The organism is Streptomyces sp. NK08204, from assembly GCF_020400585.1.
In the GTDB taxonomy this organism is placed as follows: Bacteria; Actinomycetota; Actinomycetes; order Streptomycetales; family Streptomycetaceae; genus Streptomyces.
The window spans coordinates 12,921-35,784 of sequence record NZ_JAINVF010000033.1; the positions used below are offsets into that span (position 1 = coordinate 12,921).

General features: G+C 66.2%; 16 protein-coding genes. 8 read left to right on the top strand and 8 right to left on the bottom strand.

The features are described from left to right. Window positions 1-103: 103 nt before the first annotated feature. The 5 genes from eccCa (at window position 104) to K7G59_RS31320 (ending at window position 8,603) form a co-directional block, all read left to right on the top strand. Entirely contained in the window at window positions 104-4,069 is a 3,966-nt protein-coding gene (gene eccCa, locus K7G59_RS31300) for a type VII secretion protein EccCa (protein WP_225840068.1), read from the top strand. A 75-nt stretch (window positions 4,070-4,144) separates the two neighbouring features. Next, a complete protein-coding gene (locus K7G59_RS31305) occupies window positions 4,145-4,600 on the top strand; it encodes a hypothetical protein (protein ID WP_225840069.1) in 456 nt (151 codons plus the stop codon). Window positions 4,601-4,605: 5 nt separating this feature from the next. Beyond that, window positions 4,606-6,789 carry a hypothetical protein gene (locus K7G59_RS31310; RefSeq protein ID WP_225840070.1) on the top strand — a complete coding sequence of 728 codons (2,184 nt, stop codon included), beginning with the start codon at window positions 4,606-4,608 and terminating at the stop codon, window positions 6,787-6,789. Between the two features lie 104 nt (window positions 6,790-6,893). After that, on the top strand, window positions 6,894-7,451 hold the full coding sequence (locus K7G59_RS31315) for a hypothetical protein (protein WP_225840071.1): 558 nt from the start codon (window positions 6,894-6,896) through the stop codon (window positions 7,449-7,451). Window positions 7,452-8,150: 699 nt separating this feature from the next. Continuing rightward, complete coding sequence (locus K7G59_RS31320) at window positions 8,151-8,603, top strand: hypothetical protein (RefSeq protein ID WP_225840072.1); 453 nt, start codon at window positions 8,151-8,153, stop codon at window positions 8,601-8,603. Between the two features lie 211 nt (window positions 8,604-8,814). On the opposite strand, the gene K7G59_RS31325 is transcribed toward K7G59_RS31320, so the two are convergent. From K7G59_RS31325 to K7G59_RS31360, 8 genes are all read right to left on the bottom strand, one after another. Further along, a complete protein-coding gene (locus tag K7G59_RS31325; protein ID WP_225840073.1) occupies window positions 8,815-10,905 on the bottom strand; it encodes a protein kinase in 2,091 nt (696 codons plus the stop codon). Window positions 10,906-10,940: 35 nt separating this feature from the next. Then, window positions 10,941-13,184: a serine/threonine-protein kinase gene (locus K7G59_RS31330; protein ID WP_225840074.1), complete on the bottom strand. Its 2,244-nt coding sequence runs from the start codon at window positions 13,182-13,184 to the stop codon at window positions 10,941-10,943. 9 nt (window positions 13,185-13,193) lie between these two features. Further along, entirely contained in the window at window positions 13,194-14,129 is a 936-nt protein-coding gene (locus tag K7G59_RS31335) for a serine/threonine protein kinase (protein ID WP_374114314.1), read from the bottom strand. Between the two features lie 104 nt (window positions 14,130-14,233). Further along, window positions 14,234-14,536 (bottom strand): WXG100 family type VII secretion target, encoded by a 303-nt coding sequence (locus K7G59_RS31340; RefSeq protein ID WP_225840075.1) that lies wholly within the window; start codon window positions 14,534-14,536, stop codon window positions 14,234-14,236. Window positions 14,537-14,574: 38 nt separating this feature from the next. Continuing rightward, window positions 14,575-14,916 (bottom strand): WXG100 family type VII secretion target, encoded by a 342-nt coding sequence (locus K7G59_RS31345; RefSeq protein WP_225840076.1) that lies wholly within the window; start codon window positions 14,914-14,916, stop codon window positions 14,575-14,577. Window positions 14,917-15,027: 111 nt separating this feature from the next. Continuing rightward, window positions 15,028-16,134, bottom strand: coding sequence for a S8 family serine peptidase (locus K7G59_RS31350; protein ID WP_225840104.1), 1,107 nt, complete (start codon window positions 16,132-16,134; stop codon window positions 15,028-15,030). 170 nt (window positions 16,135-16,304) lie between these two features. Further along, window positions 16,305-18,152, bottom strand: coding sequence for a WXG100 family type VII secretion target (locus K7G59_RS31355; RefSeq protein WP_225840077.1), 1,848 nt, complete (start codon window positions 18,150-18,152; stop codon window positions 16,305-16,307). Further along, window positions 18,149-18,598 (bottom strand): hypothetical protein, encoded by a 450-nt coding sequence (locus K7G59_RS31360; RefSeq protein WP_225840078.1) that lies wholly within the window; start codon window positions 18,596-18,598, stop codon window positions 18,149-18,151. The genes K7G59_RS31355 and K7G59_RS31360 overlap by 4 nt, the downstream gene beginning before the upstream one ends. Window positions 18,599-19,099: 501 nt before the next feature. On the opposite strand from K7G59_RS31360, the gene K7G59_RS31365 reads away from it, so the two are divergent. From K7G59_RS31365 to K7G59_RS31375, 3 genes are all read left to right on the top strand, one after another. Next, window positions 19,100-19,615, top strand: coding sequence for a hypothetical protein (locus K7G59_RS31365; RefSeq protein ID WP_225840079.1), 516 nt, complete (start codon window positions 19,100-19,102; stop codon window positions 19,613-19,615). A gap of 76 nt (window positions 19,616-19,691) precedes the next feature. Continuing rightward, window positions 19,692-21,992, top strand: a complete 2,301-nt coding sequence (locus K7G59_RS31370) for a hypothetical protein (RefSeq protein WP_225840080.1) — start codon at window positions 19,692-19,694, stop codon at window positions 21,990-21,992. Window positions 21,993-22,047: 55 nt separating this feature from the next. Beyond that, a complete protein-coding gene (locus K7G59_RS31375; protein WP_225840081.1) occupies window positions 22,048-22,554 on the top strand; it encodes a hypothetical protein in 507 nt (168 codons plus the stop codon). Window positions 22,555-22,864 lie beyond the last annotated feature (310 nt).

Below are 22,864 nucleotides of genomic sequence, written 5' to 3' on the forward strand. Positions count from 1 at the left end.
CACCCGGGTGTCGTGGACTCAGTAGGATCACGCGGCGGCCTGCGCTCGCCGGACACGGGGCGGTGGGCGGAAAGCCTGGGTCGGGCAAGGGAATTGGTGAGCAGTGAGCCAGATTGTCGTCAAGCGGCCCCCTCGGGCGCTGCCGTCCGAAGTGCCCACGGAAGAGGTCGTCGTGCAGCCGCCGCCCGAGCTGCCGCGGGGGCACCAGGAGAGCGTGCTGATGCAGCTCCTGCCCACGCTGGGCATGGGCGGCTCGGTGGTCTTCTTCTTCACGAACGGGCAGCCGTTCATGAAGATCATGGGCATGATCATGATCGCATCGACGGTGGCGATGTCCATCGCGATGGTGGTCCGCTTCCGCCGCGGCTCGCAGGGCCAGCTCGCGGACATGCGCCGCGACTACCTCAGCTACCTGTCGCAGACCCGCAAGTCCGCCGTACGGACGGCGAAGGCGCAGCGTGACGCGCAGTACTACCTGCACCCCTCACCCGAACAGCTGTGGGCGCTCGTCGCCGAGGGCAGCCGGGTGTGGGAACGACGGCCCGGCGACGAGGACTTCGCGCACGTACGGATCGGCCTGGGCCCGCAGCCGCTGGCGACTCCGCTGATCGCCCCCGAGACGGGTCCGGTCGAGCAGTTGGAGCCGCTGACGGCGGGCGCGATGCAGCGTTTCCTCGCCGCGCACGGCACGATCGGCGATCTGCCCATGGCCGTGTCGCTGCGCGCCTTCTACCACGTCACCCTCAGCGGTGAACCGCAGTCCGTACGCGCCTCGGCCCGTGCCCTGGTCGGCTCCCTCGCCTCGCTGCACTCCCCCCAGGACCTGGTCGTCGCCGTGGCCGCCGGCCGGGAGGCGCTGCCGCACTGGGACTGGGCGAAGTGGCTGCCGCACGTGCAGGCGCCCGGTGCGCTGGACGGGGCCGGCACCCGCCGGCTGATCGGCGCCGACACCCGCGAGCTGGAGGACCTGCTGGCCTCCCGGCTGGTCGGCCGCCCGCGCTTCCACCCCGGCGCGGCCCCGCTGCTGGACGAGCCGCACATCGTGATCGTCCTCGACCAGTTGTCTCTGCTGCCCGAGTCGGTGCTCGCCAACCCGGAGGGACTGCAGGGCGTGACGATCGTCGAGGTCGTGCCGGGCGAACTCACCGGCGCCGGCGGCGACCTGTCCGTCGTCGTCCAGCCGGGCGCGCTGCGCCTGGACTCCGGGGACGGCATGGTCTACGAGGGCACTCCGGACGCCCTGTCCTACGAGTCGGCGGAGGCGCTGGCGCGGCAACTGGCGCCGCTGCGCATGGCCTCGGGCGGTGACGACGACGAACCGCTGCTCGCCAACCTGGAGTTCACGGACCTGCTGGGTCTGGGCGACGCGGCATCCGTCGACACCAAGCGCACCTGGCGCCCGCGTGCGCTCGCGGAACGGCTGCGGGTGCCGATCGGTGTCGGCGAGGACGGCCGTCCCGTGATGCTGGACCTGAAGGAGGCCGCCCAGGAGGGCATGGGCCCGCACGGCCTGTGCGTCGGCGCGACCGGTTCCGGCAAGTCGGAGCTGCTGCGCACCCTGGTGCTGGGCCTGGCGGTCACGCACTCCTCCGAGACCCTGAACTTCGTCCTCGCCGACTTCAAGGGCGGCGCGACCTTCGCGGGCATGGCGCAGATGCCGCACGTGGCGGCGGTCATCACCAACCTCGCGGACGACCTGACCCTGGTCGACCGCATGGGCGACTCGATCCGCGGCGAACTCAACCGCCGCCAGGAGCTGCTGCGCGACGCGGGCAACTACGCGAACATCCACGACTACGAGAAGGCGCGCGCGGCCGGCGCCCCCCTGCAGCCGATCCCCTCCCTGGTGCTGGTGATCGACGAGTTCAGCGAACTGCTGACGGCGAAGCCGGACTTCATCGAGATGTTCGTGCAGATCGGCCGTATCGGCCGTTCGCTGGGCGTGCATCTGCTGCTGGCCTCGCAGCGCCTGGAGGAGGGCCGGCTGCGCGGCCTGGAGACGTACCTCTCGTACCGCATCGGTCTGCGCACCTTCTCCGCGGCGGAGTCCCGCGCCGCCCTCGGCGTCCCCGACGCCTACGAACTGCCGAACGTCCCCGGTTCCGGCTTCCTGAAGTTCGGCACGGACGAAATGGTCCGCTTCAAGGCCGCGTACGTCTCCGGCGTGTACCGCTCGGGAGCGCAGCGCGCCGCCCTGGACGGCGGCCCGCTGCCGGTGGACCGGCGCCCGGTGCTCTTCACGGCGACGGAGGTGCCGGTGCAGTACGCCGCCGTGCCGCGCCAGCGCACGGCGGCCGCACCGGAGGTGGACGACGCCCTGGCCGACACGGTCCTCGACGTGATCGTGCGCCGGCTGGAGGCCCAGGGCCCGGCGGCGCACCAGGTATGGCTGCCGCCGCTGGAGAGCCCCCCGTCGCTGGACGCCCTGCTGCCCGGCCTCACGGCGGTGCAGGGCCGCGGCCTCACCCAGCCGGGCTACGAGGGCGCCGGCCGCCTGGTGATCCCCGCGGGCCTGGTCGACAAGCCGTACGAGCAGCGCCGCGATCGCCTGATGCTCGACTTCTCCGGTGCGGCCGGCCACATGCAGATCATCGGCGGCCCCCAGTCCGGCAAGTCGACGCTGCTGCGCTCGATCATCTCCTCCTTCGCCCTCACCCACACCCCGTACGAGGTGCAGTTCTACGGCCTCGACTTCGGTGGCGGCGGCATGGCCGCGGTGGCCGACCTGCCGCACGTCGGCGGCATCGCCTCCCGCCTGGACCCCGAACGCGTGCGCCGCACGGTCTCCGAGGTGTACGGCGTGATGACCCGCCGCGAGGAGTACTTCCGCACGGCCGGCATCGCCTCGATCGCCGACTACCGCGCCCGCCGCGCCCGCGGCGACATCTCCGTGACCGAGCAGCCCTTCGGCGACGTCTTCCTGGTCGTCGACGGCTGGGGCAACTTCCGCACGGACTACGAGGGCCTGGAGTCGGCGGTCCTGGACATCGCCGCCCGCGGCCTCGGCTACGGCATCCACGTGATCATCACGGCGTCCCGCTCGATGGAGGTGCGGGCGAACCTGAAGGACCACCTCATGAACCGCCTGGAGCTGCGCCTGGGCGACGTCATGGACTCCGAGATCGACCGCAAGGTGGCGGTGAACGTCCCCGCCGGCGTCCCCGGCCGCGGTCTGTCCCCGCAGAAGCTGCACTTCATGGCGGCGGTGCCGCGCATCGACGGCCTCACCTCGGACACCGACCTGGCGGAGGCCACGGCCGCCCTGACCACCGAGGTCGTACGGCACTGGCAGGCTCCCGGCGCGCCCACGGTCCGCCTGCTGCCGCGCCAGCTGGAGGCCGTCCAGCTGCCGCCGGGCGACCGCTTCCCGAAGCGGGGCGTGGCCTTCGCGCTGGACGAGGACAACCTGGAGCCGGTGTTCGTCGACTTCGAGCAGGACCCGTTCTTCCTGATCTTCGGCGAGAGCGAGTCCGGCAAGTCCAACCTGCTGCGGCTGCTGATCAAGCAGCTGACCCTGCGGTACGCGGGCGACCAGGCGAAGTTCTTCGTGGTCGACAACCGCCGTTCCCTGCTGGACATCACACCGCCCTCGCACCTGGCCGAATACATCCCGATGTCCAGCCAGATGGACCACCACATGACAGCGCTGGCCGACCTGATGCAGCGCCGCACGCCGACCGCCGACGTCACCGCACAGCAGCTGCGGGAGCGGAGCTGGTGGCGGGGCCCGGAGGTGTTCGTGGTCATCGACGACTACGACCTCGTCTCCACGTCCAGCGGCAACCCGCTCAGCGGCCTGACCGAACTCCTCCCCTTCGCCCGCGACGTCGGCGTCCGCTTCATCATCGCCCGCTCCTCCGCGGGCGCGGGCCGCGCAGCGTACGAGCCGTTCGTCCAGCGCATGAAGGAACTCGGCGCCCAGGGCATCGTCCTGGCCGGCGACCCTGCGGAGGGCGACGTCCTGGGCGGGGTCCGACCACGGGCGATGCCCGCGGGGCGGGGCGTCTTCGTGTCGCGGAAGCGGGGGAAGCCGTTGGTCCAGACGGGGTTGGTGGATGTGGAGTACTGACGGACATCACGCGGCTGACGGCCTGACACGCTCCCGCCCTCCGGGCGGGTGACAGGACACGGGGAGGACTCGCACATGGCATGGGACGAGTGGGAACAACTGAAGGCCGACGCTGCGAAGAACCGGTCGACGCACATGCAGCTGAATCATGTGGTCCCGGACGGCGGGGGTGGAGGCGGCGAAGGCTCGCGCGGTGACCTCACCGTGCACCAGAAGGATCTCGCCGCCATCGGCTCCGCGGCACACGAGCTGTTCGTGGACTTCGGCCACTACGGCGACCACGCCCGCATCTCCTCCATGAAGGCGGCCGGAGGGCTCAGCAGCGAGGGCTTCGCGCTCGGCGCCGCCCTCGATCACGTCGCCGAGCACTGGGTCGACCAGGTGCAGACCCTTCTGGACGCCTGCGCCCACATCTCCAACCACCTGCGGTACACCAAGAACCAGCACGCTGCCGACGAGTCCTACATCGCGGGCACGCTCAGCAGCATCTCCCAGCTGGACAAGGGCTTCGACGAGCGGACGGACAGCTGACGGCCATGGATCTCGACGCACTGCGCCACGGCAACTTCTCGCAGCTCGGTGAGGCCGTCACCGACTGGGAGGAGATGACCAAGAAGCTCGCCACGCTGAAAGAGGATGCCGAACGCAATCTCAAGGCCCGCGCCGATACGGCGAACTGGGCTGGCGTCAACGCACAGGTGAGTCGCGAATTCATCAGCAAGACCGCACAGGAGTTCGCGGACGCCCATACGCAGGCGGATTCGATCACGAAGATCCTCATGGACACCCGGGGCGAACTCATCGACTACCGCACCCAGCTGAACGAAGCCATCGCACGGGGCGAGAAGAAGAACCTCACCGTCGTCGACACCGGCCATGGAACGTTCACCGTCACCATGAACGTTCATCCTGACCGTGCCGCGAAGGGCACCACCGTCTCCGAGCACAGCCAGCAGGACGCGAACGACCTCCGCGACGAGATCCAGCGCATCCTCACCAAGGCCACGGAGAGCGACGACAGCGCCGCAAAGGTCCTCAAGCTCCTGGTCGATCAGACCAAGTACGGCTTCTCCGACGCCCACTACAAGGACCGGGACTCCGCCGCCGATGCCGTCGAGGCAGCCGACAAGCTGGCAAAGATGGCCAAGCATCCGGACCAGATGTCCCTTGACGACATCGCCGAGTTCAACCGGTACCTGGAGAAGTACCACGACGACCCCCTGTTCGCGGAACGCTTCGCAAGGGGTCTGGGCGCCAAAGGCACGCTCCAGTTCTGGACCGACATGGTGAATTCCCATGCTGGCGCCAGGGGTACGGAACTGGAACGTATGAAGGAGCTCCAGACGAACCTGAGTCTGACACTGGCCACGGCATCCTTCTCCGACTCGGACGCTATGGAAGCCTGGAAGACGGATCTTCTCAAGGAGATGAACACGCGCTTCCTGTCGGACTCCAAAGAGCTGTTCCAGAATCCAGTCGGCGCGCTTGGCTCCCAGGTACTGAGCAGCCTCATGCGACAGGGGGAATTCGACACCGAGTTCCTGGACGACTACCGGGCCAAGCTGTTTAAGCAGGACAAGGGCGCGGGCGACGTCAACACCGACGCGCTCTGGGTTAAGGGATACGACCACGTCGACATGATCTTCGGCGAGGGGAATGGTCGCGACCCGTTGGAGGGGCTCTTCGACGCCCTTTCCCACAATCCGGAGGCGGCGACTCACGCCTTCGAGTCCAAGTCGGACTTGAACCATATGCTGGGCACCACCGTATACACGAACCGGGGAGAGTCTCTCGGACGTGCCCTGGAAAGCGCCGTCACCGGCATCGCCGACGGTGACACCACCTCCATGGCCCCGCCGCACAGTGCGGCCCAGGTCAAGATCATGGCCAACATCATGAACGCGGTGGCGCAACCTGACGGAGGCGCGCACCTGGTGTCCGAGGGGCTGGGCGAGAGCTTCGGGGACATGGCGGCGGCCTACATGCCGGAGATCAGCCAGGCCCTGGCCGGTCCTCACTCGAAGGCTATTTTCCTTACGCACAGTGAGGCGCCTGACGCATTCCAGGGCAAGCATGTCCCCGATGTAGTGAGATTTCTTTCCGCGACATCAGCAGATCCTGCGGGCAGAGCCGGGATCGTCTACGGGGAAAGTATTTACACCGGAAGCCTCCTCGAATCACACATTTCCGACCCGTCCTTGTTCCATGGTCCCCGCAACCAAGTCCTTGCGGATATCGGGAGGAATGCAGGCATCATCGAGGGCATCGTCGGGCACTCCATAGCGGACGGCGAAGTGCAGTCCTCCGTCGCTGGAGAGACGGACTACAACGACTCCCTCAAGGAAAAGGGGGATGCCGCTAAGACCTGGGTGTCAATCGCCTTCACCGGCCTCAGCCTTCCCGAGCATCTGGGCGGCAGTGCCATGGGATCCATAGTCGGGGGAGCAGCCGGAGCCGTTGCGGGTGGGGCCGTCGACCGTCTGATCGAAGGCCAGCAGTTGCATGGCGCCAAGGATGAGGGGCTGTATGAGAGCGCCAAGAACCTGTACGCGATGCGAGACTCCGTCAATCAACAAACACAATGGTCGACCGAAGACGCCCTCGCCCGGCACCATGTGAACTTGCCTGAGGACGGCACCGACGATCTCGTCGGCAACGCCGTCAATGCAGGTTGGGACGCCAGCAGTGAGTACCTGAGCAACACAGAGGAGCGCCCTTGATGGAGACGCCACAGAGGAGCCGAACGCAACTCGCTTCTTGGGAGAACGGGAGAGTCGTCCTTCTGTTCCTGGTAGTTCTCGGACTCCTCTGTGGAGCTGGATGGATGTTCCTGAACAAAGGCCTCTATCTACTACCGGACAAGATGTGTGAAGGTACTCTCCAGCGGGATATGGTCAAACAGGTCCTGCCGAATGCGCGATCTGCCGACAGCGGATCCTACAGCCAGGGGGCCGGGAGTGACCTTTCTTTCGGGTGTCACGTCTCCACCACCAATCATTCATGGCTCTCCGGGAAAGCACGGGTTCAGCCTGCCTCCCCTAAAGAATGGCTCGAATATTATCGAAATCCCGGCGACCAGAATAGGATCGTCCGTGTCTCCGTGGGCAAGATAGAAGCTCTGACTCAGATCGATTCCAGCGGGGACACTGCATCGGTGTACATGCCTTGTACCCCGCCCAGTGTTCCCGAGTACAACGCCTCCGAGTCTTACGCGGTGGTCGGTGAGGCATGGATCAAGGGACCCGCCAGGGTCAAAGGCGTGCCGCTGGGACAGACGCTGACCGACTTCGCCTATCAGCTCACCCAGCACGCCTACAAGCTGGCTGAGTGCAAGGGTGCCCGCGACTTTCCCGAGGAACTGCCCCGGTACGCGGCCCCCTGACCTCGATTCGTCAGTGAGGGACGGTCTCCAGCGGTCAGAGCATCGTGAGGTCGTGATCATTTCCGCTGATCGGGAAGTTGGAACGCGAGCCGGGGACGGTCATCTCGCGCCAGGTGCCCGCAACGGCGGGCGCGACGTGTACTCGGCGCAGGCGGACCAGGACCGCTCGGACGCCGCGCGGCGACGGGCGCGCCGGCCCTCTCTGGAGGTCGCGGTGGTTGCACGACGCGGTGGCCGAGGGCCAGGCCCAAGAGCGGTCGCCACAGCAGATCGCTGGACGGCTAGCCGAGGACCATCCCGACGACGAGGCGATGCACGTGTCCCACGTGCCATTGAAGTCCGAGTTGAAGCTCGCGCTGCGGCAGAGCCGCCCCTAGCGCCGCCCGGCCGGGATGGCGGCTATTTCGGCCGGAACTTGGAAACGGCACTGGACGACGGCTACACAAAGGGTAGCAATGGAGCGAGCCAGCGCGGCGCGCCACCTAATGCCTAAACGAACTGGACTGCGGGTGAAGAGTGCGCGCATAGTTCCGGCTCTGCTCGCGGTGGCACTAGTGGCTACCGGCTGCCAGAGCGAGGACGCGAAGTCCGGGAGCCCCTCAACTCAAGGTGCTGCAAGTACCTCCTGCGTCAGGGCCCTGAGTGCTCAGGCAAAAAAAGCCATGCTGCGGGTCTCGGGAATTCCGGCAGCCTCACAGGTTGATTTCATGGGAGACCCTCAGCGGACTGCTGATGAACTGGTCAGCCAATACCTCGAGGCAAGGCGACAGAAAGATCTTTGCTTTCTGTGGTGCATACGAAGGATTATCGGGACTCGATTCTGTAGGGGTAGATTTTTCACTGGCGCAAGAGCTCCCCGAGAAGGGCGAAGCTGCCTCGATCTTCACGAAGTACATCATGGGGAAGACTGCACTCGCCAGCACCAAGGTGGCTGTTCTCTATTTCAATTGCTCCAGCGGGAAGTTCGACGGGGCAACGGTACTGATACGAGGAGAGGTGCGCAGCAGGTATGACGTGACCGAACCCCCAGCCGCAGCCCGGGAGGACAACCTTCGTATCCTGCATGACTCCAGCCAGACTCTGTCCGCTCTGCTCAAGTGCAAGGCAGGAACTGGGCCAGAAAAGTCGGCAGGCCGTTGCGTCAGGCCGTGACGGATTTTGCCTACCACTCACGAAGCACGCCTACAGGTTGGGCAGCTGCCAGACGGGACGAGAATTCCCAGGACGATTCCCCGTTATGCGTCGCGGTGAGATATGAGTCGGAGCACCGGCAGCGCCCTCGCATGACATCGACTCCAACAGCCTGTGGAGTGTCCGGCGGTCGCATCGGCCGCCCGATTCGGTATTTTCGCGGGGTGTGTGATCAGAAAACCGGGAACGCCAACAGGGAACCATTGGCCGTGGCGAAGGCTCGGTTGCCGCCGACCGCGAGGTCGACCTTGACTTTTAGACCGAAGAGCGAAGGAAAGTCGTAGGTCCAGATCTCCGAGCCGTCCTTGATGCTCAGGGTGCGTACCGTGGTGCCGTTGTACGGCTCGTCGATCACCCACGCGCCGCTGCCCTGAATCAGAACCGGTCCCTGCCCACCCTCCAACGACGACCACTGATCTCGGCCTCCGCGGATGGGGAACCGCCTGACGTTACCGCCGATGGTCGAGTACACGGAGTTGCCTGAGATGGCGGCAGGGCCCCATTCCGGCGGGCTCGCGTATGCGTCCGTCTCCTGCCAGAGTTCCTTGCCGTCCGAGGTTCTCCGTGCGGAGAGCGACTTGCCATTGAGGTACACAACACCGTTCCGTGCCACCGGAACGAGTTGTTCCTTCCTCGCCTGGTTGTACATCGTCCACAGAGGGTGACCGGTCTTCGTGCTGACTGCGAAGGCGTGTCCGCCCGTGGTCGAGACGACCAGTGTTCCGCTGTCGGCCGCGCCTTGGGGGCAGACGCTCGTCCGGAACTTGTCCGGTATCGGAACGGTCCAGCGGATCCTCGCGTCGGTGCGGCTCAGCGAGCGCAGCCGGTGGTCTTCGGTCACCACGTACACGGCCTCCTCATCGGCGGCCAGCAGCGCCTTGGCGTCGGCCTTCGCCGTCCACTTGGGCTCCCCCGTGGACGGGACGAAGGTATGCAGCGTTCCCTCTTTGTCGGCAGCCACGAGCAGACGGTCGGAGAGTGAGAGGTAGCGGCTCGCCATTTCCATGTCCGGGGCCTGCCAGCGGCGCTTGCCGTCGACGACGTTGAATGCCGCGATGCCACTGGACGCGCCACCGGCGATGATGACGTCGCGGATCGGCAGCGGAGCCGGCGAATGGGTTCCCACCGCCGCATCGTGTCCCCAGAGCGGCTTCACCTGGTCACCGACGATGTAGTCGCCGTCGTCGGCGGAAAGGATGCGTGCCGCTGGTGTCTTCACCGCAGGCGGGATGGTGAACAGGTCCTTCTTGCTCGAGCCGTTGTGTCGCAGCAGCCACCACCCCGTGCCACCGGTGGCCGCGAGCAGCGCTCCACCGGCTGCGAACCCGGTGAGCAGGCTTCGCCTGCTCGGCCCTGTCCCGGTCTGCGTCGTCAGCAGCGGCGCGGTCAGTTCCCGCACCTCACGCTCCCGCTCCCTGATCGCGTCAGCCACCGGCCCGCGCTTCCACACCGTGTCGGACTTCTTGGGCAGCGAAATGGCCCGTGCGATCTGCTCGGGCGTGGGCCGTCCCGACGCCTCCTTGGCAAGGCATGGGGCGATCAGGGCGTAATGCTCAGGTGAGAGGCCGTGCCAACGTGGTTCGCCGTGGACGACCTCGTACTGGACAGCGGCCACATGCGTGCCCTCGAACGCCCGGTGTCCGGTGGCCGCGTAGACGAGGACGGCGCCGAGGGAGAAGACGTCAGCGGCCGGGGTGACACGCCGGCCGAGCACCTGTTCAGGGGCGCCGTATCCCGGAGTGACCGGGATCTGCCCGGTGGTGGTGAGGGTGAGACCGTGCTCCGGGCGGGCGATGCCGAAGTCGATGACCCGAGGGCCGCCGGAGGTGAGCACGATGTTCGGCGGCTTGAGGTCGCGGTGGACGAAGCCGGCGGCATGGATGTCGCGCAGAGTGTCGGCGACGGAGGCGGCCAGGGCACGCAATTTCGCGTCGTCCAGCGGGCCGTGCTGATCCACGACCTGGTCCAGGGTCGGTCCGGCGAGGAACTCGGTGGCGATCCACGGCCGCCCGCCCTCGGTCTGCGCACCCAGCACCGCCGCCACACCGGGGCTCCGCACGGCCTGGGCCGTCAGCGCCTCGCGCACGAACCGTTGGGCGAGCCCGGTGTCATGAGCAAGTTCGGGCCGGAGCACCTTGACGGCGGCGACGGTGCCCGCCTGGTCCTGCCCCACGTACACCTTGCCCATGCCGCCCTCGCCCAGCACACCCAGCAGCCGGTACGGGCCGAGCCGAATCGGGTCACCGGTCCCCAGGGGTCTCATAGCTTGTCGCTTTCTCTTCTCTGTACCGAATCAGCTCACCGCAGCGGGAAGGCTGCGAGGAAGTGGCCGCCCAGCGCGATGATCTCCCCCGCCTTCTCATGGATCATGAAGCGGTCGCCAGTGGTCCTGTAGGAGTGGGCCGGGGCACGGGAGGACAGATCGACCGCCCACAGCCGCGATCCTCGCTTGCTGTACGCGTAGTCGGAGCCGATCACGGGCGCGGCCGTCAGGTCCGCCTTCGTCCCCTGCCCGCCCTTCTCCTGCCATTTGGCGCGCCCGTCAGCGGGGTCGAAGGCGACGAGTCCAAGGCCCTTCTCGACGGCGTACAGGGTGCCGTCCTTGAGTGCAGGAAGGCCGTAGGTACGGCCCGGCCGCTCGGCCTTGGAGTCCCATGCCACGCCGCCGTCGCTGAGCCGCAGAGCCCTGAGCCGGCCGGCACCCACGTACAGGTGCTGCGCGTCGGTGACCAGAGGCTGCTGCCGTACCTGGTCCGGAGCAACCCCGTCGAGCTTGCGGTCCCAGCGGACGGTGCCCGTCCGGGTGTCGCGCATGACGGCATGCACACTGCCGTCGTTCGCCACCTGGAGCGCGACGAGACCGTTCCCCACGACGCCGGCAGCGAGGACGTACAACTGTGAGGAACCGTTGCGCCGCCCGGGCAGCGGTGTCATCCACAACCGCCTGCCCGTGTTGATGTCTACCGCGAGCACGTACCAGGACTGGGAGGCGAGGAAGCTGAGGGAATACTTGCCCCGCCCCGCAACCGCGTAGGCCACGCCGTCCGCGCTGCACAGTGCCTGGTTCACCGGGAGGCCATTGAGGTCGGAGAAGTGCGCGAAAGGCTCTTCCGCCTTGCCGGTGAGGATGTCGAGCGAGGCCAGGGCCAGCGGTTTCGCATGCGACACGTCGTCTTCGAGGTCGGATCCGATGTAGCCGTCGTCCACGTCTGTCGTCAGGATGATGCGATCGCCGTCGCAGGCAGCCTGCCAGGTCCTCTCCGTGTCGTCCGACTTCCAGTCGATCTCTCCGGTTCGCGCGATGACACCGTTCAGGTCGCTCCCGGCCATCAGCACCACCAGGTTTGCGACGGCGTGCACCTGCGACGGATAAGAGGCCAGAGATGACCCTGCGAAAAACCTGTTGTCCGGGTCGGCGACCTGGATCTGCCAGAGGGAGTCAAGTTGCTTCTTCGGCAGCATGCTGTTGCTGGGCCCAGGCACAGGCTGCGTCTTCGGGCCGCCGGTCCACTCGTTCCAGGTCAACGCTCCCGCAGTCCCGGCCGCGACAGCCAGCGCCGCACCTCCACCGGTGAGCAGCAGCCGCCGACGGGACCACCGTACGGGGACCACCGTCGACACCGGCTCCGGCTCCTCGGTGGGAGCCGGCAGCCGCTCCGGCGAGACCTGCCAGACCTCGGTCGCCCTCCGCCCGATGTCGGCCAGGAGCGCATCCGGCAGGTGATCTGCGAACTCGCCGGTGCCATCATGCAGTTGAGAAGCAAGCCAATTGGTCGTCGGCCGTCGGAACGGGTTCTTTTCCAGGCACTGCGCGAGCACCGGCACCAGGCTGTCGGGCACACCGCTCAAGTCCGCCTCGGCGTACTGCACCCGATACAGCAGATCGGCAGCCCGCCCATGCCCGAAGGGCGAACGTCCGGTGGCGGCGAAGACGAGCAGGCCCGCGAGCGCGAACGTGTCGCCCGCGGCCGTGTGTTCCTGCCCGCTCGCCTGCTCCGGCGACATGAAGGCAGGGGTTCCGACGGCGACTCCTACACGGGTGAGACGGTCGTCGCCGGCCGCACGCGCGATGCCGAAGTCGATGACCTTGGGACCGTACGCCGTGATGAGTATGTTGGACGGCTTGAGGTCGCGATGGACGACGTCGGAGGCGTGCAACTGCCCCAGCGCCCCGCACAGCGCCGCGCCGAGCGCCCGCACGGACGCCTCCGGCAGCGGACCACACAACTCGACGGCTTCGTCGAGGGGCGGCCCCAGCACGTACTCGGTGGCGAACCACGGCGTCTCGGCCCGTGGGTCCGCGTCCACGACACCGGCGCCGTAACGCTCTCCTACAACCCGGGCCGCATCGATCTCCAGCCGGAACCGGGTACGGAACGCCGGGTCGGAGGCGATGCGGGCGTGCATGGTCTTCAAGGCGACGATACGTCCGCCTTCGGTGCAGGCCAGATAGACGGTGCCCATGCCTCCACTGCCGAGGCGGGCGATGGGCCGGTAGACACCGACCTTTTGCGGGTCATCGTGGGTAAGCGGGAAAGGCATGGGCCGTTGTCAGTCGAGGTCGGGGCGGGCTGCCGTGGACGGGGGTGTCGGCTCGATGGAGACCTCTGCTGCGAGAACGGCCGCCGATTGATGGACGAGGGCCGCAATCACGCGGCCTGGGAGCCAGCCCGGGGTGAGGAGTGCGCTGGGAGCGGTCAGCGAGTGGATGAATTCGACGAGTTGAGGCCGAGCGCCAGGGTCGCGAGACAGGCACCGGGTGATGATCGCACGGAGGGCCGGTGGGAGTTCGTCACGTTCCGGCGTCGTATGACCCGTGGCCGCATAGGCGAGCGTGGCGCCGAGGGCGTACACGTCACCGAGGGGACGAGGGCGTCCACCGGCGGCCTGTTCGGGAGGCAGGCTGCCAGGCTCCAGCCCCGGCAGACCGGAACGCGACGTACCGTCAGGTGCGGCTGCACGTACGGCTCCGAAGCATGTGAGACGCGGCCCGTCGGCAGCGAGCAACACAGCCGCCGGGGATACCCCGGCGAAGGTCAGCCCCTGCCCGTGCAGGATCGCCAGGGTCTCGGCGAGGGCGACACCGAGCGCGCGTACGGTCCGCTCAGGCAGCGGGCCGCCGTGCACGGCGAGGGCGGTCGGCAGCGGCAGGACGGGCACGTACGGGTGGGCGTACCAGGCGGGTCCCGCTGGGGAGGCAATCACGGTGGCGGGGGCCGCGCAGGGGCCGAGGAGATAGCGCGAGGTTTCGGCTTCCACGAGGAAGCGCTGGGGATCGGATCCGGGGTACGGGACGGAGAGCACGACGGTGTGAGCGTCGTCAATGCTGCGGGCGATGTAGCGCCGCTCGGGGACGGGGATAGTGCCGTGCGGATCGTCCAGCGCGGCGATGAGGGTGTACGGGCCTACGCGCCGTGGCTTGGCGGCTCTGCCGCCCGGGACATCACCAGCGTTCGTGTTTGAGGTGCCCGTGGCGTGCGCGTGCACGATTCCCTGTCCTGATTCGTCGCTGTTCGTGTGCCGGTCAGACAGACTGGGGGTGGGCACCTCCCGTGCGTGCCCACCCCCGTACGGCGTTCCGCCGATCCGTCTTACATGTAGTAGCTGGCGGCCTTCTTGTCGCCACCGAGGTAGTCACCGCCGGCCGCGTGCACGACCTTGCCGATGGCCATGAGTGCCTCGTGGATGCCCTTGGCCTCGCGGTCCCAGGCGGCCTGCTGCTCGGTGTACGCGTTGTGGGCCTCGCCCTCCCACATACCGGCCACGCTGGCAACCTTCTGCTTGATGGCCTCGAGGCTCTCCTCGAGCCGCTTGGCGTGGTTGGCGAGCTGCGTGGCGGTCTCGTCGAGACCCTGGTACGAGACTTCCAGCTCACCGCTGTTGTTGACGCCCATGATTACTCCGATGCTGAGAAGTGGTGGCCTGGGTGGGATCAGTAGCCGGACAGCGCCGAGTGCGCGCCGCCGAGGTCCACGTCGATGGACTGGACCTGGGCGCGGACCTCGTCCTCCGTGCCGTCCTTGATCTTGCGAGTCGTGGTCATCGCCTCGATGAACTTGGCGAGGATGTTGCCGATGCGGACCATGCGCTCGTTGATCTCGGTCTGCTTGGCGTTGAACGCGCCGGCACCGATGCCCTTCCAGTGGCCCTCGAGGCTGTCGATGATGCCCTGGAGTTCCTTCAGCTGGCCCTTGATGCCCTCGAAACGGTGCAGAAGCTCCTTTTCGAGGAGGATAATGTCCTTGTCACTTACCTTCTGGCGCCCTGTTGCCATTTCGATGCCTTTCTTCTGTGGACTGACCTTGCCGGGCGCTGAGTCAGGCGTCAGCGCTGACGGCAAGCGGACCCTGCTCACTCGGTGATTGAGCAGGCATTAGGGAAGCGTTCAGGCGTTGCGACGCGCCCGCAGCACGGCGAAACCGGCTCCCCCGACGACCAGTACGGCTGCTGCGGCGCCGACGATCACCCAGGTTTGGGTGCTGCTGCCGGATCCGGATTCCTTCGCGGCGGCGGATGTGGGGCCACTTGAGGATCCGGCGCCCTTCGTCGACCCGCCCTCGGACGGCGCGACCGACAGGCTCGGGGTGGCCGTGACGTCTTCGTCCGCGTCCGTTCCGTTCTCGGCGTACAGGGGATCCCTGTTGGCCGGGCCCGGATCGATGTTCTTGTTGATCAGCACGCGGCGCGGGCGGATGATGCCGTAGCCGAGGTACGTGCTGGGCTTGTCCTTCGGCCAGGAACGACCCGCGGTGTCGAGGAGCGTCCGGAGGACCTGGTTGGCGGTCCAGTCGGGGTGGACGGACCAGACCAGGGCGGCGGAGGCGGAGGCGATGGCGGAGGCGGGGCTGGTTCCCCCCGTGTCGCAGTACCGGGTGAATGTGCCGTCGCACCAGCCAGGAATGTGAAGGCCCGGCGCCGCGAAGTCGACGTAGTCGCTGCGCGTGGAGAACTTGCCCACCGTTCCGGACTTGTCGATGGCAGACACACCGACAACGTACGGATCGACGGCCGGATATTCCGTCTTCCCCTTCTCTCCGCCGTTACCGATGGCAGCGAACATCAACTTGCCCTTGGAGGCGGCATACTTGATGGCATCCTCCTCTTCAGGGTCGGTGTACGGGCTACCGAAAGACATATTGATGATCTTCGCGTCACTGTCCGCGACAGCCCTTATCGCTTCGGCGGAAGAGGCGGCCTTCGCGTCCCCTTCTTTGCCCTTCGGCCCAATCATTTGGATGTGATATGGAACGATCTTCGCCCCCGGCGCCAGCCCCTTGACGCCGCCACCCGCCCCTGTACCGGCAATGATCTCAGCCATGGCAGTGCCATGACCGTCGTAGTCCTTCGTAGCAAGGTACGCGACGGATTTCGGCACTTCATCGACCAGCACCTGACCTTTGAGCGATGAGGTCGCCGGATTCACCCCCGAGTCAATAACAGCGATCTTCACCCCTTTACCGGTGCTGTACTTCCATATCTCGTCGGCACCCATGGCATCCAAATACCACTGCTTCGACTGAATGTCGGAGGCCGCCGCACCGGGAGCCAGTCCGGTCGACACGATGACCAATGTGCCCAGCGCCGAACACACTGCCGCCAGACGTCTCACATTGCACCTCGTCAGGAGGGCAATTCTGCTGCCGCGTCGGCCGGTCCCTGGCTTCATGCCTGCGTACGTCCTCGCTCGTTTTCAGTCGCTTGCTGTGGCACATCACGCCGCTGCTTCTGGGGCGGCCGGTGCTGTTCCTTCTCGGCAGACCCACTGGTGCCACTGGCTTCACCATTCGGACTCTGGCGGCTGGCGACCGCACCTCGGCCGAGTGCCGAGCCCCCGGTACTGGTCTCGGAGTCTTTGAGCGTCGAGCCGGCATTGTTCCGGCGCGCGCCGATCACGCCGTCGGGACTGCTTGCCGAGCGCAGCGCCGCTTGGCCCGCACCAGGTTCCGTCCTGGCCGTGGATGCCCCGACAACCCCTCGCTGCCCGAGAGCGCCCTTCGGCGGCGTGGTGGAGACTGATTCCTCGGAACCGACGACCATGCCGCGTGGCACACGGGGATTGGACGCCGCTCCAGGCGTACGACCGGGGACTGGCTTGCCGCCTACGACACCGCTGCGTGTCGCGCCGACGGGTCCGGTTGTTCCGGTCCGCCCGGTTGGTGTGTTGGTCACCTTGGGCGTTCCGCCGGTGACACCGCGCCCGATAGGCGATCGTCCGGGCTGCTGAGTGACCCCTCTGGTGGCCGCCTGACCGGCCGGAGTCGCACGTCCAGTGGCACGAGCAGCTTGCCCCAGGGGCTCCTGGGGCACTCGCCCACTGGCGGTGGCACGCCCCACGGGACCTTGTGGCGTGCGCCCGCCTCCAGTGCCTGTAGGGCCGGTCCGGCCCTGCGTTGACAGGGGCAGGCGAGTGCTCGGGCCATAGCCAGGAGAACGTCCGGCAGTCGGCGCAATCGGAGGCGCCATTGGCCCGGGGGGCGGCGGAGGCGTCTGACCTCCACCGCCGGCAGTCGGAAGGGTGGGGGCAGGGGGGTGAGGCTGTGTGGGGTGTGCCGGGGGAGGCAAGGTGTTCACGGTGTTGATTTCCGTGCCGACATCATGGCCCGGATGCCCACTGGGCTCGTGAACTTCCTTGAGGGGCGGCACCACACCGCCTGCCGTTGTTCGGTGGGGTTCAGTCACCGTTCCGTGGAGCTCGGTCGCCGGTCCGTGGGGGGCAGTCGTCGTTCCGTGGGAGGCAGTCGTCGTGCCGTGACCGCCTGTCACGCCTTCTCGAACCGTTTCCCGTGGTGTCGACGCCCCGGAGCCATATGGGTTACGCCAATCGTCACGCTCGATTGTCGGCCGGGGCACCCCCACATCAGGAATCGCTTCGATCGCCTTCGGCTCAGGGTTCGTCCTCAACCCCCCTGCGGCCACCGAATAGAACGACCCCAAGCGGACCATCTGATTGATGGCGTCCTGGCGATCCTTCTCGACCTTCTTGGCGAGCACGTAGTCCGCGTTGCTCTCGACCTGCTTGGCCTTGGGCAAGGTCCAGGGCCGCTTCTGCTCGTCGGCCGGCCGGGTGTCCCGGGGTGGCATGGACTTGCGCACGGAGGCCAGGCCTGAGGCGGCGGTGGTGATCTCGGTGCCGGCCCCGTGGGCGTAGGTCTCGAGGTCCTTGGCGAAATCGAGGAGGCCTTTGGTCCACTTCTGGAACTGTGTGGCGCCCTCGCCCTCCCACTCGGCCAGGACCTTACGGATGTTCCCGTGCAGGTCCGACGCGGCAGTGCTGATGGCGTCGCGGGCGTCCCACAAGGCCTTGCCGGCGAGCTCCAGATGTTCGGGGTTGGCGTGCTCGACCAGATCGATCATGTCGTTGAGATCGGCGTCATCGAACTGGGTCGAGCCGAGCGGTGTGCCCCTGAGCAAGTTCTCGACGCCGCCTACCGCGTTGGCCGCGACGGCTTCCGCGTTCGCCTGCTCCAGGCCGGTCTTGTACTGGGGCTTCTGCCGCCAGTCGCCGCTCACTTGGTACTCACCCCCGCGGACCTCTGGTCAGTGTGCTGCCTCGTGTCCTTCCGAGGCTGCTCGTGCTTGTGCGTCGCCTTCTGGTACTCCTCGTCGAGCTGCGACTTGATCTCCCAGAACCGTCGCCTCACTTCGTCCTCAGAGAGGTCGTATGTGGCGTCGGTCGCGTGCGAGGCGAGTGTCAGAGCCTCGATATGCAGCCCCAGGGTCTTCGACAGGTACACGAGGCGCTCGTGGACGTGCTCGTACTGCGCGTGCAGGTCGTGCGCTTCGCCGAACGGAATCTGGGTACCACTGAACGAGGTACGGCTGAGAGCGTGATGCGCGATCTTGGACGCGCTGCCCGGAGACTCCTCGAACTTGGTCAGGGCCTTGTCCACGTCCTCCTTGAACTTGGACAGCGCTTCGACGCCGCGCCTCAGATCCGAGCGGCCACCGTCACCCACCGCAACCCCTTCCCCCGTGTCCCCGTTTGCACAGCTCTTGACAGACCAGGGAGTCGCGTCCGTGCTCCCCGCGTCCTTCGTCGACCACTGTAGTCATTGTGTAAATCGCGGCCAACTGAACTCTGCGACGGTTCAGTTGCAATGCTGTCCTGAACCGATGGCCTCGGGGCCGTCCGAGATCGGCAACGGGGTCGATCGAGACAGAAGCCTGCAGACATCTGCGCAGAAGCTTCACGACCACCCGGCCGACCTGCATCTCTCGCCCGGCATCCCGGGAACTTTGCAACCACGAAACCGCCCCCTGGGGGAGTGGTTGCCTCCTTGCCGAACAGTTCGACCGGCAGACCGACCGGCATCCGACCCGGAGCCTCGGAGGAAGCCCTCCTCCGAACCTTCACAGGAGTCGATGTGGCGCATATCAGACATGGGACAAACTTTTCTCAATCCAGGTTGCTAATTTGACCGGACGGCGCGACATCCACAGGGGGAAGGGGCCCGTTCATGGCGTGGGACGAGTGGGAGCAGCTCAAGGCACAGGCGGCTGAGGGGCAGTCGGCACACATGCGGTTGAACCACGTCGATGGCGGTGGCGGCCCGTACGGCCCCTACGTCGTTCCTGGCAAGACAGGTGACCTCAAGGTGGGTCATGAGGACCTGGTCAAGATCGGCAGCGCTGCGCACCACCTCTACGACCAGCTCTGGGACAAGGCTCGTGTCGCCACACCCAGCAGCGATTCCGCGGCCGGTGATCTCTCCAAGCAGGGGTTCGCGCTCGGTACCGGACTGCAGCACGTGTCGAGCCGCTGGGAAGCGCAGCTGAAGAGCCTGATGGACGCGTGCGCCCAGATCTCGAACCACATGCAGGTCACCAAGACAGTCCACGCGAACGACGACAACTACATCCAGCGGCTGATGAGCAGCATCGACGTGCTGGACGCCGGGTTCGACGAACGGGCCGGCGCGCCGGGCGAGGCGAACAACTACGGGAAGAAGGACAAGGGCGACAAGGAGGGATAGCGGCGGCCGGACAGCGACGACGACACCACCCGCCACAACCGGCAGACCCAGCTACCCCAAAGGACAACGGTCGACAATGGACTTCAACGCTCTGTTCCACGCCAACTTCAAACTGCTCGACGACGCTGTCACCGACTGGTCGACACTCGTGAAGCATCTGGCAGACCTGAAGAAGGACGCCGAGGACGGCCTTCACAAGGCAGCGAACGCGGCCGACTGGGCCGGTGTGAACGCGCAGGTGTCCAAGGAGTTCATCGGCAAGACCGCCGGCGAGTTCTCCGACGCCCACACCGAGGCCACCACGATCCATAACATCCTCATGGACAGCCGCAACGAACTGAAGGAATACCACCAACAGTTGAAGGACGCCGTCTCTCGTGGGCAGGACAAGAAGCTCACCGTGGTCGACACCGGTGACGGCGGCTTCACCGTCATGGGCAGCACCCGCCCCGACTGGGGTTCCGACCCGGGCAGCGAGACGAGTGCGACCACTCAGAAGGACGTCGACGCCCTCCGAGACGAGATCCAGGGCATCCTCACCAAGGCCACCGAGAGTGACAACTCGGCCAAGACGGTTCTCATGGCGATCGTGGATCAGAGCACGCTGGGCTTCTCCGACGCCAGTTACAAGGACCGGGACACCGCTGCGGATGCCGTCAAGCAGGCTGACGAACTGGCGAAGCTTGCGAAGCAGGACCCCGACGATCTGTCGCTGGCGGAGTTCGACCGGCTCAACGCAGGCCTGAAGAAGTACCACGACGACCCGTTGTTCTCCGAGCGCTTCGCGACGGACCTCGGCCCGGAGAAGACGCTGTCGTTCTGGGCCGACGTGAGCGACTCAGCCGTCTCCCCCGACCTCGCCCGGGAGCGCCGCAAGCAGCTGGGCGAGCTGCAGAAGAACCTCAGCCTCACCCTCGCCACCGCAAGCCAGAGCGACACCGCCGGCATGTCCGAGTGGAAGCGGCACATGATCGACCTGGGTGGCCAGCCGCTCCACGGCGCGCACGGCGGCATTCTCGGTGTCCAGGTCATGAGCAACCTGATGAGGGCCGGAGACTACGACGACGACTTCCTGAAGCAGTACGGCAAGACCCTCATGGAGACCGAGCGGAGGTTCACGGACGACGGCAGGCACACGGCCTGGCAGCGGATGGGATTCAGCCCGTACCTCAACCATATGGGCGGCGACTCCGGCTTCGACCCCATGTCGGGCTTCCTCAAGGGTCTCTCGAACAGTCCCGATGCGGCGACCGAGTTCTTCAATGACGACTTCCTCCCCAAGGACGGAGACAATGAGCACGCCGTCTCCAACTTCAAGTACCTCTTCGAGGACCGCCACTGGCCGCACGAGAGCAAGAGCGACTTGAGCCTCGGCGAAAGCCACGACGGCCGCGACAATCTGGGCGCAGCACTGGAAGCAGCCACGACTGGGCATCCCGCGGGTGAACTGCCGACTGATGACACACCCGCGCACACTCCGGGGCAGAGCAAGCTGTTCGAGAACATCGTTTCGTCGATCTCTGACGATAACGAGCGCCTCACGGATCACAGTTACATGTCGGACAGTATGGGGCAGATCGCGTCTGAGTACCTGCCGGACATCGACCGTGCGACCACGGATGTGGACTCGCACCCAGGCAAGCACGACCCGGATGGCCAGGCCGCTTGGGAACGCATTCAGAAACTCTATCCCGTCCAAGGCTCTGCAGCCCAACTGGACCACCGCGAAGTGGCCCGGTTCCTCTTTGCTGTTGGCCAGGACCCGGACGGGTATGCGGCAGTCGAAGTGGGCCAGCAGAAGTACATGGGCCGGCTCATGGAACACCACCTGAACCCAGATCTGTCGGAAAGTCAGCGACCGAATCACGACTTGGAACTCACCGTTCGGGACATTGCACGCCACTCTGGCCAAGTTTCAGGGACATTGGCTATGGGACGGAACGAAGCGGTCGCGGGCCCTGCCGACGTCAAGGACAAGGACTTCGACCATTCGGTGGCGCAATGGAAGAACGTCCTGTCCGGAGGCATCGGCACCGGCGTAGGGGTCGGTACGTCGTTCATTGCGTCCCCAGCAGTCGGGGCCGGCATCGGTGGCGCTGCCGGAACCGCGACCAGTGTGGTCCTTGAGGAGCTTTTCAAGGACGCCGAGGGAAGCGCCAAGGACGAGGCCGGCGGCAAGATGGGTGAGAACTGGCAGAACGGCGCCGAGAACAATATGAAATACACCCGAAAGGCTGCCTTCACTGCAGCCAGGACCTACCAGCTCGCGAACCCCGGCGATGTTTCCACCTGGGCGGAAACATCCTCGTCTCAAGGATTCCAGGAGGCCGGCGGATACATGGAGCGGGTCGGGGCCGAACTCGTCACGGACATCTGACGGCCCAGAGCAGCCTGGCGCAAGGAAGGTAGATACTCTGATGGTTCGACGAGCCTTGGCGACCACAGCGGTGCTTGGGATTTTCGGCATGCTCGTAAGTTGCTCCGGGGGCCATGAGAAGAAGGCCTACAAGGTACCCACGGCTCTGTGTGGTGTATCGGTAGATCCGGATCTGGTGTCACCCTTTCTCCCCCCGGGAGACCAGATCAAGGTGTTGGACACGCGTCCGGTACCCACCAGAAAGCTCTGCCGGGTGGATGTCGATGGAAAATGGGCGATGATGGCCAACCTGCAGTGGTGGTCAGAGGACGTTTCCATCACCATGGTGGCAGATGCCAATCCGCAACTGGGTCCGGCCGAAATCTCCACCAACGGTAACTTTTACTACAGCGGGACGGGCGCTGTGGTGCGCGTCAAGGACTGCAAGAACCCCAGCCACACCAGGCAGATCCTTTACACCTCGCTGCGGGTCCATGACTCCCATCTCGGCGATGCGTCCACCATGAAGAAGTTGGCCACCGCCTACACCAAAGCTGTTGCAGACACCGATGAATGCGCGTAAGGGGCTTGCAGCCTTCAACTCTTGTACGTCTCTCGACCTGCTCACCGAAGAACCTCGAACCAGCTCTAAGGTGACGTTGAGGCAGAAGGTGGCGTTCGCACCGAGGCCATGAGGGAGGCGGCGGGCCCGGCGGTCACGCCGTTCCAGGGGCCCAAGACTCTCCGTCTTCCTCGGCCTTGTCCCCCGATCGTCGGCGGGAATTCGTCAGCCCAGTCGGCCGTGTCATCACCGTAGGCATCACCCAGTTCCGTGCTTCCGCCTGAGAAGAGAACGATCGCGGCCAGGCAGAAGAAGAGGATGCGGGCCGCGA